A 15866-nucleotide genomic window follows, 5' to 3' on the forward strand; every position below is an offset into this window, starting at 1 on the left:
AAAAGGAACGGGGCACGCAGCGACCTGATCGACCACGCAAGGCACCCCCTAGAGTGTAGTAAATGACTACGCCGCCGGGAGAATCGCAGGTTCGTGTCGATTCAGCGGCTAGAGTGGTCGCACTTACCCGTCCGGTGCCAAAGGAGTTACCGTGAAACAGTTCGATGAGCCCGCCGTCGTCCCCGCAGACCCGAACGCGAACGTCACCGACCTGTTGGTCGACCGTCTCGCCTTGACCCCGCAGCTGGTTCTGTTCTCCCGGCCCGAGAACGGCGGTTGGCTTCCGGTTACGACCGCCGCCTTCCACGCCCAGGTCGTCGCCCTGGCGAAGGGGTTCGTCGCCGCCGGTATTCAGCCCGGCGACAAGATCGGCCTGACCTGCAAAACCCGCTATGAATGGACCCTGATCGACTTCGCCGTCTGGTTCGCCGGCGCGGTGCTCGTGCCGGTCTACGAGACGAGTTCGCCCAGCCAGGTGCAGTGGATCCTCAGCGATTCCGGTGCGACTTCGTTGATTGTGGAGACCGCGGACCACTTCGCCCGATTCGATGAAGTGCACCCTGAGCTGCCCGACGTTGAGACGGTCTGGCAGATCGACCTGGGCGACCTGGACAAGCTCGCCGCCAGGGGCGTCGATGTTCCGGATGCCGAAATCGAGCGACGCCGTCGCCTGGCCGTCGGCTCCGACATCGCCACCCTGATCTACACGTCAGGCTCCACCGGCCGGCCCAAGGGATGCGTGCTCAGCCACGCCAACTTCGTTGAGACCAGCCGCAACGCCGGGATCGCCCTCAAGCCCGTTCTCACCGACGAGAACGGCGCATCTACCCTGTTGTTCATCACCACGGCGCACGTCTTCGCCCGCTTCATCGCGGTGCTCTGCGTGCACGGTGGCGTCCGGGTGGGTCACCAGCCGGACACTCGGCAGTTGCTGCCGTCGCTGGGCAGCTTCAAGCCGACCTTCCTCCTCGCCGTCCCCCGGGTCTTCGAGAAGGTCTACAACTCCGCCGAGCAGAAGGCCGAGGCCGGCGGCAAGGGGAAGATCTTCGAGGCCGCCTCCGAGGTCGCCGTGGCGCACTCCAAGCTGGTCGAGGCCGGCGAGCGGATCCCGCTGGGCATGAAGATCAAGTTCGCGCTGTTCGACAGGCTGGTCTACAGCAAGCTGCGCACCGCGATGGGCGGCAACGTCAAATTCGCCGTCTCCGGCTCCGCGCCGCTCGGCGCTCACCTGGGCCACTTCTTCCACAGCTTGGGCATCGTCATCCTCGAGGGCTATGGCCTGACCGAGACCACGGCCCCCGCCACGGTGAACCTGGCAACCAAGTCCAAGATCGGCAGTGTCGGCCCGGCACTGCCCGGTGTCTCGGTGCGGGTGATGGACGACGGTGAGATCGAGGTCAAGGGTGTCAACGTCTTCACCGAGTACTGGAAGAACCCGGAGGCCACCGCCGCCGTCTTCGACGACGGCTGGCTGAAGACCGGTGATATCGGTGCCCTCGACGACGACGGGTTCCTCTCGATCACCGGGCGCAAGAAAGAGATCATCGTGACCGCCGGCGGCAAGAACGTCGCTCCGGCAGCCCTCGAAGACCCGATCCGGTCGAACCCGCTGGTCGGCCAGGTCGTCGTGGTCGGCGACCAGAAACCGTTCATCGCGGCGCTGGTCACCCTCGACCCCGAGATGTTGCCGGTCTGGTTGAACAACAACCACGAAGACGCCGGGATGTCCCTCATGGACGCGTCGGTGCACCCGAAGGTCCTTGCCGAGGTCCAACGGGCGATCGACCACGCCAACGAGACGGTGTCCAGGGCGGAGTCCATCCGCAAATTCGTGGTGCTGCCCATCGAACTCACCGAGGCCGCAGGCTACCTCACGCCGAAGATGAGCATCAAGCGGGACGTGATCCTCCGGGACTTCGCCGCCGAGATCCAGAACCTCTACGGTGCGAACCCGATGACGGCAGCCGTGCCGGTGCGCGAGACCGCACAAGACTAGGCGCGCACACACGAACGAGCTGCCCTGCTACAGCGGGGCAGCTCGTTCGTCTGTGTTGGCAACAACCTCTACAGGTTAGAACCAGTCGGACTCGCGCACTTCCTTCATCGCCGCACGGCGGTTTTCCTTGTCGAGCCGGTCCAGGTAGAGCAGCCCGTCGAGGTGGTCGGTCTCGTGCTGCAGAGCCTGCGCCATCAGGCCCTCGCCGGATACCGCGACGGGGTTGCCGTCCAGGTCGATGCCGGTAACCCTGGCGAACGGGTAGCGCTTGGTCGGGTACCACAGGCCGGGCACCGACAGGCAACCCTCGTCGACCATCGCCGGCTCCCCCGCCAGCTCCACCAGAACCGGGTTGAGGATATAGCCGATGTCCCCGTCGATGTTGTAGCTGAAGGCACGCAGGTTCACGCCGATCTGGGCCGCGGCAACGCCGGCCCGGCCCGGCAGCTTCACGCTGTCCACCAGGTCTTCGACGAGGCTGCGCACCCGGGCGTCGATGGTGCCGATCGGCTCTGAGCGGGTCTTGAGGACGGGATCGCCCAGCAGGCGGATCTGGCGTTCGGGCACGGGGAAACTCTCTTCGGGATGAACGGATGGATCAGATGAAACGGATGGAACGGATACGGTGCGAGGGAGTCAAGCGCGGCGCTCGGCCGGCAACCCTTCGACGACGAGGGCAGCGAGGGTACGCGCGGCCAGTCGGGTGATCGGCTTGAGGTCCTTGAAGGACACCACACTGCCGGCGGCCAACTGCGGGTCGTACGGGATCCGCACGATCTCGCGTACCCGGGACCGGAAGTGCGACTCGATCTCCTCGAGCTTGACCAGGTTGGTGCCCTGGGTCGCGGTATTGAGGGCGACGATGGCGTTGCGAACGAGTTCACCGTAACCGTTGGCCTCGAGCCAGGTCAGCGTTTCGGAGGCCAACCGGGCCTCATCGACACTGCCGCCGGACACGATCACGATGGAATCGGCGCGCTGCAGGGTCGCTCGCATGACCGAGTGCACGATCCCGGTGCCGCAGTCGGTCAGGACGATCGAGTAGAACCGGGCCGCCAGGTCGGCGACGACGTTGTAGTCGTTCTCGTCGAACGCCTCGGACAGGAGCGGGTCGGTGTCGCTGGCCAGGATGTCCAGACGGGTCTCGTCCCTGGATACCAACGCCGAGAAATCGGTGAAACCGCCGATGGAGGCGGCCTTGGTCACGACGTCGCGCACCGTCGACCTGGTCTGCTTGGAGACCCGTTCGCTCAGGGTGCCGCGGTCGGGGTTGGCGTCGACGGCGATGATGCGGTCTTCCCTGGCGTCGGCCATGGCCATCCCGAGCAGTGCGGTGACGGTGGTCTTCCCCACTCCGCCCTTGCGGGTGAGGATCGGGACGAACCTCGCGCCGCCCTCGAACTGCTTCTGGATGCGTTCGTCCATGGCCTGGTGCGCGCGCACGGCGGCCGAATCGCCCAGGTTGACCAGGTGGAAGGTGGCGTTGTAAACGAACCGGTTCCAGCTGCCGTTCGGCGGGCGCCGGGTCTTGCGGTTGATCTCCAGCAGCCGGTCGGAGGTGAGCATCGATGCGGATTCCGGGGCGACGGCATCCGTTCGGGTGCGGTCGCGCCGGCTGGCCGTTGCCGCGCTCGTGGGTCCGATGCTGCGGGACAGCGCTGCCGCTGCGGTGCCGCTCGCGCCCAGCGGAGCTGTGACGCCTCGCGCCGGCTGCGGGGTGACGATCTCGATGGTGTGAGTGCCGGGGTGTGCGCCCGCCATCGGGGTGGCCGGGTCGTGCGCGGCGCGGGGCGCGACAGCGGACCTGGGCAGGCCGGCGGCGCCGAGCGAGACGAAGCTCTCCGGCAGGGCGGCCGCGAGGTTGTCGAAGGTGTGCGGCGGGAGTTCGCTGTGGTACTCGTCACCCGGTCGCGCTCTGGCAGCGCCGGACACCGGCGACCCGGCCCCTGCCGGGGCCGGGCTCAGCTGGCCGTCGCCTTCATCGTGCGGTTGGGCATCGTCTGTCCGTCGATCTGTCACAGCAGACTCCTCGTTTTTTCGCGGGCCACGAATGCGCCCCAAATCAGGCCTCAGCCTAGCGTGGCCGCACCACTACGAGCAGGTCACCCGCGTCGACCTGCTGGGTGGCGGGGATCGCGACCCTTTCGACGACGCCGGCGATGGGCGAGGTGATGGCTGCTTCCATCTTCATGGCCTCGATCGAGGCGACGCTCTGGCCGGCGGTCACGTGGTCGCCATCGGCGACCTGCAGGGTGACCACACCGGAGAACGGTGCGGCGATCTGGCCGGGCTGGTTGGCGTCGGCCTTCTCGGCCGCCTTGCTGACCACCGCGATGCTGCGGTCACGCACGAAGACCGGACGCAGCTGCCCGTTGAGAATGGTCATGACGGTGCGCATGCCCTTCTCGTCGGCCTCGCCGATCGCCTCGAGCCCGACGTAGAGCCGCACACCCTTGTCGATCTCGACCGAGTGTTCGGTGCCCTGTCGCAGACCGTAAAGGTAGTCGACGGTGTCGACCACGGACAGGTCGCCGAAGAGTTCGCGGATCTGTTGGAAGGTCCGGGTGGGAGCCGGGAAGAGCAGCTGGTTGAGCATGGCGCGTCGAGTGGGGCTGTCGGCGTCGAGGGCGGTACGTTCCTCGTCGGTCAGCTCGGTCGTGCTCACCCGGATGCTTCGGCCCTCGAGCACCTTGCTGCGGAAGGGCTCCGGCCAGCCGCCCGGCAGGTCGCCGAGTTCGCCGGCCATGAAGCCCACCACGGAGTCCGGCACGTCGTACTTGGAAGGATTGGCTTCGAAATCGGCCGGGTCGGCGTTCACGGCCGCGAGGTACAGGGCCAGGTCACCGACGACCTTGGAGGACGGAGTCACCTTGGGCACGCGGCCCAGGATCTCGTTCGCTGCCGCGTACATGTCTTCGATGAGCTCGAAGTCATCGGCGAGGCCGAGCGCGATGGCCTGGGTGCGCAGGTTGGACAGCTGCCCGCCCGGGATCTCGTGCTTGTACACCCGGCCGGTGGGGGCGCGGAGGCCCGATTCGAAGGGGTGGTAGACCCGGCGCACGTCTTCCCAGTACGGCTCGAGGTCGCAGACGTTCTGCAGGGAGATGCCGGTGTCCCGTTCGGTGTGAGCGAGCGCGGCCACGAGGGAGGACGCCGACGGCTGGCTGGTGGTGCCGCCCATCGGGGCGCTGGCCACGTCCACGGCGTCGGCTCCGGCCTGGGAGGCCGCCAGCAGGGTCGCCAGCTGGCCGCCGGGGGTGTCGTGCGTGTGCACGTGCACCGGTAGGTCGAAGCGTTCGCGGAACGCGGTGACGAGCTTCGCGGCGGCGGCGGGCCGCAGCAGCCCGGCCATGTCCTTGATGGCCAGGATGTGCGCGCCGGACGCCACGATCTGGTCGGCGAGGCGCAGGTAGTAGTCGAGCGTGTAGAGGTCCTCGGCAGGGTCGAGCAGGTCGCCGGTGTAGCAGAGCGCCACCTCGGCAACGCTGTCGCCGGTGTTCAGCACGGCGTCGATGGCCGGGCGCATCTGGTTGACGTCGTTGAGAGCGTCGAAGATGCGGAAGATGTCAACACCTGAATCGCTGGCCTCGCGGACGAACGCATCCGTCACCTCGGTGGGGTACGGGGTGTAGCCCACGGTGTTGCGGCCGCGCAGCAGCATCTGGATGTTGATGTTCGGCAGGGCCTCGCGCAGGGCGCCGAGACGCTCCCACGGGTCTTCGCCGAGGAAGCGGAGGGCCACGTCGTAGGTGGCACCGCCCCAGGCCTCGACCGAGAGCAGTTCGGGGGTGAGCCTCGCCACGTAGGGAGCCACGGCGACGAGGTCCTTGGTGCGCACCCGGGTGGCCAGCAGCGACTGGTGGGCGTCACGGAAGGTCGTGTCGGTGACGGCCAGCGCCGTTTGGGCGCGCAAGGCGCTGGCGAAGCCGACCGGGCCGAGCAGCTGCAGCTTCTGCCGCGAACCCTCCGGCGCCGGAATGGACAGGTCGAGCTTGGGCAGCTTCTCTGCGGGGTTCAGCAGGGTCAGGGGCACACCGTTGGGCTGGTTCACGGTGACGTCGGCGAGCCAGTTGAGGATCTTCGTGCCGCGGTCCTTGGAAGCCCGGCCACGCAGCAGCTGCGGACGCTCGTCGATGAAGGAGGTGCTCAGGTCGCCGTTGGCGAAGTCGGGGTCTTCCAGCACGGCCTGCAGGAAGGCGATGTTGGTGGAGACGCCGCGGATGCGGAACTCGGCCAGCGCGCGCTTGGAGCGGGTGACGGCGGACGCGTAGTCGCGGCCGCGGCAGGTGAGCTTGGCGAGCATCGAGTCGAAGTGCGGGCTGATCTGCGCGCCGGGGTTGATGGTTCCGCCGTCCAGGCGGATGCCGGCGCCTCCGGGCGAGCGGTAAGTGGTGATCTTGCCGGTGTCCGGGCGGAATCCCGCGGTGGGGTCCTCTGTGGTGATGCGGCACTGCAGGGCGAAGCCACGCAGTTTGATCGTGTCCTGGCCCAGGCCGAGGTCGGCCAGGGTCTCCCCCGCGGCGATGCGGATCTGGGACTGCACGAGGTCGACGTCGGTGACTTCCTCGGTCACGGTGTGCTCCACCTGGATGCGCGGGTTCATCTCGATGAACACGTGCTGGCCGGCGCGTTCGCCGACGGTGTCGAGCAGGAATTCGACGGTGCCGGCGTTGACGTAACCGATCGACCTGGCGAAGGCCACGGCGTCGGCGTGCAGTCGCTGACGGATTTCCTCCGGCAGGTTGGGGGCCGGTGCGATCTCGATGACCTTCTGGTGGCGGCGCTGCACCGAGCAGTCGCGCTCGAACAGGTGCACGGTCTCGCCCGTGGCGTCCGCAAGGATCTGCACCTCGATGTGGCGGGGCCGCAGCACGGCCTGCTCGAGGAACATGGTGGGGTCACCGAAGGCGCTGTTGGCCTCGCGCATGGCCTCTTCGAGGGAACCGCGCAGGTCGGCCATGGAGGCGACGCGGCGCATGCCGCGTCCACCGCCGCCGGCGACGGCCTTGGCGAAGATGGGGAAGCCGATCTCCTCTGCGGCCGCGATGAGCTCCTCGACGTCTCGCGACGGCGCGCTGGACTTGAGGACGGGCACACCGGCAGCGATGGCGTGTTCCTTGGCGGTGACCTTGTTGCCGGCCATCTCGAGCACGTGCGAGCCCGGCCCGATGAAGGTGATGCCGGCGGCCTTGGCCGCTTCGGCGAGCTCGGGGTTCTCGGAGAGGAATCCGTAGCCGGGGTAGATGGCGTCTGCGCCGCTCTCCTTGGCCACCCGGATGATCTCGGACACATCGAGGTAGGCGCGGACGGGGTGTCCGGGTTCGCCGATCTCGTAAGCCTCGTCGGCCTTCAGCCTGTGCAGTGAATTGCGGTCTTCGAACGGGAAGACGGCGACGGTTTTCGCGCCCAGTTCATAGGCGGCGCGGAACGCGCGGATTGCTATCTCTCCACGGTTGGCGACGAGGATTTTGGTGAACATAGAGACCTTTCGATCCGGGAGCGGCACACAGCTGACGGTTAGGTTCTCTAAGACTAGTGAAGGTAACGTATCTACTTGTGCACGTACTTAGCGTTAGCTCCCTCAAGGGAGGGGTAGGCAAGACCACGGTAACCCTTGGTCTGGCTTCTGCCGCCTTCGCCCGCGGTGTTCGGACCCTCGTGGTCGACCTCGATCCGCAATCAGATGTCTCTACCGGGCTCGACATCCAGCTCGCCGGCCACCTCAATGTCGCCGACGTGCTGGCTTCGCCGAAGGAAAAAGTCGTTCGGGCCGCCATCGCGCCCAGCGGCTGGACCCGCGGTCGCCCCGGCACGATCGACGTCATGATCGGCAGCCCCTCCGCCATTAATTTCGACGGCCCGCACCCCAGCATCCGGGACATCTGGAAGCTCGAGGAGGCCCTCTCCACGGTGGAGAAGGACTACGACCTCGTGCTGATCGACTGTGCCCCCTCGCTGAACGCGCTCACCCGCACCGCGTGGGCCGCCAGCGACCGGGTTGCCGTGGTCACCGAGCCCGGCCTGTTCTCGGTGGCCGCCGCCGACCGTGCCCTGCGCGCGATCGAGGAAATCCGTCGTGGCCTCAGCCCCCGACTGCAGCCGTTGGGCATCATCGTCAACCGCGCCCGCACCGCGTCACTGGAGCACCAGTTCCGGATCAAGGAACTGCGCGACATGTTCGGACCGCTGGTGCTCAGCCCGCAGCTTCCGGAGCGCACCAGCCTGCAGCAGGCCCAGGGCGCCGCGAAGCCCCTGCACACCTGGCCGGGCGACAGCGCCCAGGAGATGGCGCACTACTTCGACCAGCTGCTGGACCGGGTCCTGCGCACCGCACGCATCGGCGAGTACGCGGAAGTCCCCGCGCGCTAAGAGCTCTCGAGCTGTGAGAAAAGCCCCGAAACGCGAGCGTTTTCGGGGCTTTTCTCACAGTTCGTGCGGCTAGGAGACCTTGCGGGAGACGCGACGGGCGGCGAGCTCGTCGGACGGGTCGGCCGTCTGGGTGTCGAGTTCGACGAGGGTGGTTTCCACCTCGCGCAGGACCTTGCCGACGGCGATGCCGAAGACACCCTGGCCGCGGCTGACGAGGTCGATGACCTCGTCGTTGGAGGTGCAGAGGTAGACGCTGGCGCCGTCGCTCATGAGGGTGGTCTGGGCCAGGTCGTTGACGCCAGATTCGCGCAGCTGGTTGACCGCGGTGCGGATCTGCTGCAGGGAGATGCCGGTGTCGAGCAGACGTTTGACGAGCTTGAGTACCAGGATGTCGCGGAAGCCGTAGAGCCGCTGCGAGCCGGAGCCGGCCGCGCCGCGAACCGTGGGCTCCACGAGTTCGGTGCGGGCCCAGTAGTCGAGCTGGCGGTAGCTGATACCCGCGGCGCGCGCCGCGACGGCACCCCGGTAGCCGGAGTTCTCGTCGAGCTCGGGCATCCCGTCGGTGAAGAGCAGCCCCTGACCGTACCGAGACGAATCATCTCGGGGATTGAGTTCACTCATACAGAACGCCTCTCGGGGGTGGATGCGAACCTTCAGGCCGCACTTCAACGTTAGCGAGACCGACGGCCCCTACCGATGACATCCGCCCGAACGTGTCGGCGTGTCGAGAGAACGCTGGTTCTCGGTGCGTTGAACTTTCAGTCTACGACTTATTTGGTCAGGCGGCCCAGGGCGGAGCGGATCAGGCTGCCACGGATCACTTCGAGCTGCCCGGCGATCTCCACGGCCATTTCGGCCGCCTTGGCGCGGCTGGAGGCGTCTTTGCGGCGGGCCAGCGGAACCAGGGCGCTCTCGATCAGGCCGAGCTCGCGTTCGGCCGCACCGCGGAAGCCGCGGAGGTGCCTGGGTTCGATCCCGCTCTGCTGCAGGTCGACCAGGGCGCGGAGCACCTTGAGGGCGTCGTCGCCGTAGTGTTCGGCCGGCACGATGATCGACGCGGTGACGGCGTCGTGCAGAAGAGTGGAGGAGGCTCCGGACTCGCGCAGGAGGTCCTCGCGGGTGAAGCGTCGCGCGATCACGAGCATGCTCGGACCGGGTGCCCCGCCGCCGGGAAGAACCGGTGACAGGCCCGCGTCGAGGTCGTCGAGGTAGGCGCGGATCACCTTCAGCGGCAGGTAGTGGTCGCGCTGCATCGACAGGATCAGGCGCAGCCTGTCAACGTCGCCGCCGTTGAACTTGCGGTAGCCGGACTCCGTGCGTGCCGGGGAGACAAGCCCCTGTTCCTCAAGGAACCGCAGTTTGGACGGGGTCAGGTCCGGGAATTCCGGTGTCAACCGGGCCAGGACCTGGCCGATACTCAAGAGTGACGTCGCGCCCGGCAGTCTGGCCTGGGCGGAGGACGCCGACACTAGTCGCTCGCCAGGTGAACGAGGTCGAGCCGCGAGGCGTAGAACGTGAGGCGGAATTTGCCGACCTGAACTTCGGATCCGTCGGTGAGGACGGCCAGGTCGATGCGTTCGCCGTCAAAATAGGTGCCGTTGAGCGATCCCAGGTCTTTCACCTGGAAGATGCGGCCGTTGCGCAGGAATTCGGCATGGCGACGCGACACCGTGACGTCATCGAGGAAGATGTCGGCATTCGGGTGTCGTCCCACCGTGGTGACATCGGCATCCAGGAGGAAACGCGCACCCGAATTGGGACCGCGGCGCACCACCAGGAGGGCTGACCCTGAGGGCAGCGCCGCAATGGCCTCCTGCTCCTCGACGGTGACGTTGGCGTCGAGCGCGGCCAAGGACGCCGCGAACTCCTGGCTGAACGTCATCGTCGTGTCGACGTTGCCCGTGGCATTCTCAGGCGCCACCTTACGCACGGGTTCTTTCTTGTCGTCGGGATCGACCACGGTGCACCTCCTACTGGGTAAATCGTATCGGATGGAACGGACCTTCAAGCGCGCGGAAGCCGAATCACCCGAACCGTTTCAATCGCGTAGATGGCCCCGGCCCACCAGTAGAGGTAGGCGCCCCAGAGACCGAACGCCCAGCCGACGGGCTGCGACCACCAGGACAGCTCGGGGAACGCCTGGCCGAGCATGATCATCGGGAGGGCATAAAAGAGGCAGAACGTGGCCACCTTGCCCAGCTGATGCACAGGAAGCGGGCCGAAACCATGGTTGGCCAGCACAACTCCCAAGCCGAGCAGGAACACATCGCGACCGACGACGACGGCAACGATCCACCACGGCACCAGATCGCGAAAGGCGAGCCCGACGAGTGCGGCAAAGATGTAGAGCCGGTCCGCGGCCGGGTCGAGCAGTTGGCCGAGCCGGGTGATCTGGTTGAACCTTCGCGCGATCACGCCATCGAGGTAGTCGGTGAGGCTGGCCACCGCGAGGACCAGGAGCGCCCAGGCGTCCTCACCGCGCACCAGCAGGGTGAGGAAGACCGGGACGAGCGCCAGTCGCAGGAAACTGAGCACATTCGGGACCGTCAGCACCCTGGAGCTGAGGTGAGGTGGAACGGGTCCGGTCACGACACGAGTCTATCGAGCGGCCACCGTAGAGGCTCAGGCTTCTTTCCTGGCGGCGGGCTTCTTCGTGGCGGCCTTGGTCTTGGTGGCACCGGTCTTGGTTGCTGCCGTCTTGGTTGCTGCGGTCTTGGCGGCACCGGTCTTGGCGGCACCGTCCCCGGACCGGCTGCGGTCGACGCTGCGGCGCAGCGCCTCCATCAGGTCGAGCACCTCTCCCCCGCCGGCCTCCTCGTCGGCACCGCCGAAAGTGGCCTCGGTGTCGATCGCGTCACCCTTCTCGAGCTTCTCTTCGATGAGGCGGCGCAGTTGGGCCTGGTACTCATCGGTGTAGTCGCCCGGGCTGAAATCGGCGGCGAAGGAGTCCACCAGGGCCGCGGAGAGGTCCAGCTCCCGGTCGGAGATCTTCACGGCCTGCTCAAGCGCCGGGAACTCGGCCACCCGCACCTCGTCGTCCCAGAGCAGGGTCTGCAGCATCAGAACGCCGTCGCGCACCCGGAGTGCGGCGAGCCGCGTTTTCTGCCGCAACGCGAAGTGCACGATGGCGGTGCGGTCGGTCTGCTCCAGGGTGCGCCGCAGCAGCACGTAGGCTTTGGGCGAGGAACCGTCTGGCTCGAGGAAGTAACTGCGGTCGAACATGATCGGGTCGAGCTGGTCGCTGGGCACGAATTCGACGACGTCGATCTCGCGGCTGCGTTCCTCTGGCAGGGACTTGAGGTCGGCATCGGTGATCACGACGGTCTTGTCGCCGTCGGTGAAGGCCTTGTCGATGTGCGCGTAGTCGACGACCTTGCCGCAGACCTCACAGCGGCGCTGGTAGCGGATGCGTCCGCCGTCAGCGTCGTGCACCTGGTGCAGTTCGACGTCGTGGTCTTCGGTGGCGCTGTAGACCTTGACCGGCACGTTGACCAGCCCGAACGTGATGGCGCCCTTCCAGATTGATCGCATCGTTCGTCCTCCAGAGCCCAGTACACACCCGTCCTATGGGGTGAGGCTAGACCGGTGGGCGGGCGTGGAGCAAGCTGGGCACATGGTGACTGGCGCGGGGGCTGCGGGGAATGGCGCTGTGAGCGCCGACGGCGCTCAGCGGGAGGTCGTGACAGTGGGTGGCCGCCGGGTCACCCTCACCCATCTGGACAAAGTGATGTACCCGGAGACCGGCACCACCAAGGCCGACATCCTGGGCTACTACGCGGCGGTCGCGGATGCGCTCATCCGCCATGCGCGGGACCGGCCGGCGACCCGCAAGCGCTGGGTGCACGGCGTGGGCACGCCCCAGGAGCCCGGGCAGGTGTTCTTCCAGAAGAACCTGGCCGAGGGCACGCCGGACTGGGTGGAGCGCCGGGAACTCGCTCACAAGGCGCGCACCACCGTGTACCCGCTGGTGAACGATCTGGCCACCCTCACCTGGCTCGCCCAGATCGGCACCCTGGAGATCCACGTGCCGCAGTGGCGGTTCGACGTGGCGGGCGCCCCGGCCCGCCCCGACCGGCTGGTGCTGGACCTGGACCCCGGCGAGGGCGTCGGCCTCGCCGAGTGCGCTGAGGTGGCCCGGTGGGCCAGGGCCCTGCTGCTGGACATGGGCCTGGACACCCTGCCGGTGACCAGTGGGAGCAAGGGCATCCACCTGTATGCGGCGCTGGACGGCAGCCACACCTCTGAGCAGGTGGGCCAGGTCGCGCATGAACTCGCGCGGGCGTTGGAAGCGGACCATCCAGGGGAGGTGCTCAGCGCGATGACCCGGTCGCTGCGGGACGGGAAGGTCTTCGTGGACTGGAGCCAGAACAGCGCGAACAAAACCACTATCGCGCCGTACAGCCTGCGCGGACTGCTGCGGCCGCTGGTGGCGGCACCGCGAACCTGGCGGGAGCTGGAGTCGCCCGGACTGGAGCAGCTGGATTACCGGCAGGTGCTGAAGCGACTGGAACGACGCCCCGACCTGCTGGGCCCGGTGGCGGACGCCATCGACGCGGGCGCCGGCTCGGCCTCACGGACCGACGAGGACCGCCTGCACCAGTACCGCAGCAAGCGCGACGCCCGGCGCACCCCTGAGCCCGTGCCGACGGCGACACCGCCCGCGCCCGCCGGTGGTGGCGGGGCATCGTTTGTGATCCAGGAGCACCACGCCAGGGCCCTGCACTTCGACCTGCGCCTGGAACAGGGCGGCGTGCTGGTCTCGTGGGCGCTGCCCAAGGGCGTGCCCGCCGACCCCACCCACAACCACCTGGCCGTGCACACCGAGGATCACCCGCTGGAGTATCTCGAGTTCCAGGGTGATATTCCGGCGGGAGAGTACGGCGCCGGCACCATGTCGATCTGGGATTCCGGCACCTATTCGCTGCAGAAATGGCGGGACGATGAGGTGATCGTCACCCTGCACGGCAAACCGGACGGCGGTCTGGGCGGTGCCGAACACGAGTTCGCGCTCATCCGGACCGGCGGTGCGGAGTCACGCAACTGGCTGATCCACCTGATGAAACCGAAACGACCGGTACCGGCCGGCGGGGGTCCTACCGAGGCCCGATACTCCCCCATGCTCGCCAGGCTGGGCAGCCTGCGCGAGCTGTCTGCGGAGTCCGACTGGGCCTACGAGATGAAGTGGGATGGCATCCGGATGCTGGCCTACCTCGACGGCGGCGGGAAGGTGCGCTTCCTCACCCGGAACGGCAACGACGTCACGGCATCCTTCCCCGAGCTCGTGGACGACCTGCGAACGGCCGTGGGAACCGGCGGCGCCGTGCTCGACGGGGAGGTCGTGGCCCTGGACACCACAAACCGGCCCGACTTCTCACTGCTGCAGACCAGGCTCGGGCTCACCGATGAGGGTGATGTGCGCCGGGCGCAGCGGCGGGCCCCCGTGCATTATTTTGTCTTCGACCTGCTCGAGAACGACGGCGCTGCTCTGGTCGACCAGCCGTACGCGGAGCGCCGGGCGGCCTTGGAGGCCGGTGTGACGGCCACCGGAACCGTGCAGGTGCCGCCGTCCTTCTCCGGCGATGCCGCCACGGTGCTGGCCACCAGCCGGCAACTCGGCCTGGAGGGACTGATCGCCAAGGAGACCGGCAGTACCTACACAAGCGGACGCCGCACCGACCGGTGGGTGAAGATCAAACACGTCAGGGCACAGGAGGTCGTGATCGGCGGCTGGCGGCCCGGAAACGGGCACCGCGGCGACACCTTCGGCTCGCTTCTCGTGGGCGTGCCGACGGCCGGCGACACAGCCCGTCTGCGGTACGCCGGGCGGATCGGCACCGGCTTCCGCGACCGCGACCTGACCAGCCTGCGCCGCCGGCTCGACGAGCTGCCCACGACGGACACCCCGTTCGACGACGTTCCGTCGGAGGAGGCGTCCGACGCCGTGTGGGTGCGCCCGGTGCTCGTGGGCGAAGTGGAGTTCGCCGGGTGGACACCGGCCGGCCGGCTGCGGCACCCGAGCTGGCGTGGCCTGCGCCCAGACAAAGCGCCCAATGATGTGGTGCTCGACGAGGCGATGCCGGCGGACGCAGCGCCGGATGCCGCGGCGCGGGATGCCGCGGCGCGGGATGCCGCGGTGCCGGAGGGGACGGCGCCCCGATGACCGCCGCCGCATCCGCCCTACTGGTGTGCCTGAGCCTGTGTGGGGCCGCCATCGCCACAACCTGGCTGCTATCGGTTCTGACCCGGGAGTACTCCTGGGTGGACCGTGCCTGGTCGGTGCTGCCGCCGGTCTATCTGTGGGTGTTCGCCGTCGCCGGCGGGCTCACCGATCCCCGGCTGGTCGTCATGGCCGTGCTCGGCACGCTGTGGGGCCTGCGACTGACCTTCAATTTCGCGCGGAAGGGCGGCTACCGGCCCGGCGGGGAGGACTATCGGTGGGTGGCGCTGGGGCGCAGGATGAGCCGGCGCCAGTTCGCCCTGTTCAACCTGGCGTTCATTTCCGGCTACCAGAACCTGTTGCTGCTGCTCATCACCCTGCCCGCGTGGATCGGGCTGCAGCACCCACAGACACCGTTCGGCGCCGCCGACCTGGTCGCCACCGTGCTGTTCCTCGCCTTCCTCGCCGGGGAAACCGTGGCCGATCAGCAGCAGTGGGACTTCCAACGCTCCCGCACCGTGCTCCGTGCGCGGGGCGGGGCCGACCCGGGGTTTCTGCGGAGCGGACTCTTCGGGTTCTCCAGGCATCCGAACTACTTCTGCGAGATCGCCCAGTGGTGGGTGATCGCCGGCTTCGGCGCCATCGCCGCCGGCACCTGGCTGCAGCCGGGTGCACTCGGCGCGGTGTTGCTGACCCTGCTCTTCGCGGGATCCACCGCCTTCACCGAGAGCATCTCGGTCTCCAGGCATCCCGGCTATCGGGCCTATCAGCGCGAGGTCTCCGCCCTCGTGCCGTGGCCGCCGCGCCGACCGGCGCCCGACTCGGTGGGCGCATCCGCCGGCGACGGCCCGGTCAGACCAGGCGCTCCCTGAGCGCGGGCCAGCTGGCCGCGAAACCCGGATGCAGCGGCAGCTGCTGCACCTCGGCCGGCGCCACCCAGCGCAGCGCGATGCTCTCGGTGTCACTGATGATCGGGTCGAACGGTTCCAGCGCCCGGACGACCACCGTGGTGTACGACCAGAAGCCGAGGTCGACCACCGAACTGAAGCTCAGCCTGAGCAGGTGCGCGGGAACACCGGCCTCTTCGCCGGCCTCCCGGATCGCGGCGTCGAGGGCGCTCTCGTTCTCGTGCCTGGCGCCGCCCGGGACTCCCCAGGTGTCGCCCTGATGGCTCCACAGGGCACGGTGCTGCAGAAGGACACCGAGGTCCGGATGGTGCACGAGCAGACCGGCCGCCCCGTACCGGCCCCAGAACCTGGCACCGTCGGGGCCGTAGACCCACGCATCACCGCTCCCGCTCATAACTCAAGCATGCCGCACCCGCCAGGGAACATCATCCGCTCG

13 protein-coding genes are annotated in these 15866 nt (G+C 67.9%); 4 read left to right on the plus strand and 9 right to left on the minus strand.

The genetic code is table 11. From position 1 onward, the window contains the following. Positions 1–151 precede the first annotated feature (151 nt). On the plus strand, positions 152–1996 hold the full coding sequence (locus C3B61_RS11095) for an AMP-dependent synthetase/ligase (RefSeq protein ID WP_103460630.1): 1845 nt from the start codon (positions 152–154) through the stop codon (positions 1994–1996). A 75-nt stretch (positions 1997–2071) separates the two neighbouring features. Here C3B61_RS11095 and def read toward each other — a convergent pair whose 3' ends face one another. From def to C3B61_RS11110, 3 genes are all read right to left on the minus strand, one after another. Continuing rightward, positions 2072–2563: a peptide deformylase gene (def, locus tag C3B61_RS11100; RefSeq protein ID WP_103431702.1), complete on the minus strand. Its 492-nt coding sequence runs from the start codon at positions 2561–2563 to the stop codon at positions 2072–2074. A 69-nt stretch (positions 2564–2632) separates the two neighbouring features. Continuing rightward, the gene (locus tag C3B61_RS11105) at positions 2633–4015 is read right to left on the minus strand and encodes a MinD/ParA family ATP-binding protein (RefSeq protein WP_241990294.1); all 1383 of its coding nucleotides are present in this window, start codon (positions 4013–4015) and stop codon (positions 2633–2635) included. Positions 4016–4070: 55 nt separating this feature from the next. Continuing rightward, entirely contained in the window at positions 4071–7475 is a 3405-nt protein-coding gene (locus C3B61_RS11110) for a pyruvate carboxylase (RefSeq protein WP_088456042.1), read from the minus strand. Between the two features lie 77 nt (positions 7476–7552). Between C3B61_RS11110 and C3B61_RS11115 the strand changes: the two genes are divergently transcribed. Then, on the plus strand, positions 7553–8365 hold the full coding sequence (locus C3B61_RS11115) for a ParA family protein (protein ID WP_088456041.1): 813 nt from the start codon (positions 7553–7555) through the stop codon (positions 8363–8365). A gap of 69 nt (positions 8366–8434) precedes the next feature. Here C3B61_RS11115 and C3B61_RS11120 read toward each other — a convergent pair whose 3' ends face one another. The 5 genes from C3B61_RS11120 to ku all read right to left on the minus strand — a co-directional run bounded on the left by C3B61_RS11120 (position 8435) and on the right by ku (position 11896). Beyond that, positions 8435–8986: a MerR family transcriptional regulator gene (locus C3B61_RS11120; RefSeq protein ID WP_088456040.1), complete on the minus strand. Its 552-nt coding sequence runs from the start codon at positions 8984–8986 to the stop codon at positions 8435–8437. Between the two features lie 149 nt (positions 8987–9135). After that, complete coding sequence (gene ftsR, locus C3B61_RS11125) at positions 9136–9834, minus strand: transcriptional regulator FtsR (RefSeq protein WP_088456039.1); 699 nt, start codon at positions 9832–9834, stop codon at positions 9136–9138. After that, positions 9834–10247, minus strand: a complete 414-nt coding sequence (locus C3B61_RS11130) for an FHA domain-containing protein (protein ID WP_088457974.1) — start codon at positions 10245–10247, stop codon at positions 9834–9836. Before C3B61_RS11130 ends, ftsR begins: the two co-directional genes overlap by 1 nt. A gap of 122 nt (positions 10248–10369) precedes the next feature. Further along, positions 10370–10954 (minus strand): CDP-alcohol phosphatidyltransferase family protein, encoded by a 585-nt coding sequence (locus C3B61_RS11135; RefSeq protein WP_241990293.1) that lies wholly within the window; start codon positions 10952–10954, stop codon positions 10370–10372. 33 nt (positions 10955–10987) lie between these two features. After that, entirely contained in the window at positions 10988–11896 is a 909-nt protein-coding gene (ku, locus tag C3B61_RS11140) for a non-homologous end joining protein Ku (RefSeq protein WP_103460631.1), read from the minus strand. 82 nt (positions 11897–11978) lie between these two features. Between ku and C3B61_RS11145 the strand changes: the two genes are divergently transcribed. Continuing rightward, positions 11979–14525: an ATP-dependent DNA ligase gene (locus C3B61_RS11145; RefSeq protein WP_103460632.1), complete on the plus strand. Its 2547-nt coding sequence runs from the start codon at positions 11979–11981 to the stop codon at positions 14523–14525. Beyond that, positions 14522–15394 carry a DUF1295 domain-containing protein gene (locus C3B61_RS11150; RefSeq protein ID WP_103460633.1) on the plus strand — a complete coding sequence of 291 codons (873 nt, stop codon included), beginning with the start codon at positions 14522–14524 and terminating at the stop codon, positions 15392–15394. Before C3B61_RS11145 ends, C3B61_RS11150 begins: the two co-directional genes overlap by 4 nt. On the opposite strand, the gene C3B61_RS11155 is transcribed toward C3B61_RS11150, so the two are convergent. Beyond that, positions 15375–15824: an NUDIX domain-containing protein gene (locus tag C3B61_RS11155; RefSeq protein ID WP_103460634.1), complete on the minus strand. Its 450-nt coding sequence runs from the start codon at positions 15822–15824 to the stop codon at positions 15375–15377. The genes C3B61_RS11150 and C3B61_RS11155 overlap by 20 nt on opposite strands. Positions 15825–15866: the final 42 nt, after the last annotated feature.

This window comes from Cryobacterium zongtaii (assembly GCF_002909375.1).
Taxonomy (GTDB): domain Bacteria; phylum Actinomycetota; class Actinomycetes; order Actinomycetales; family Microbacteriaceae; genus Cryobacterium; species Cryobacterium zongtaii.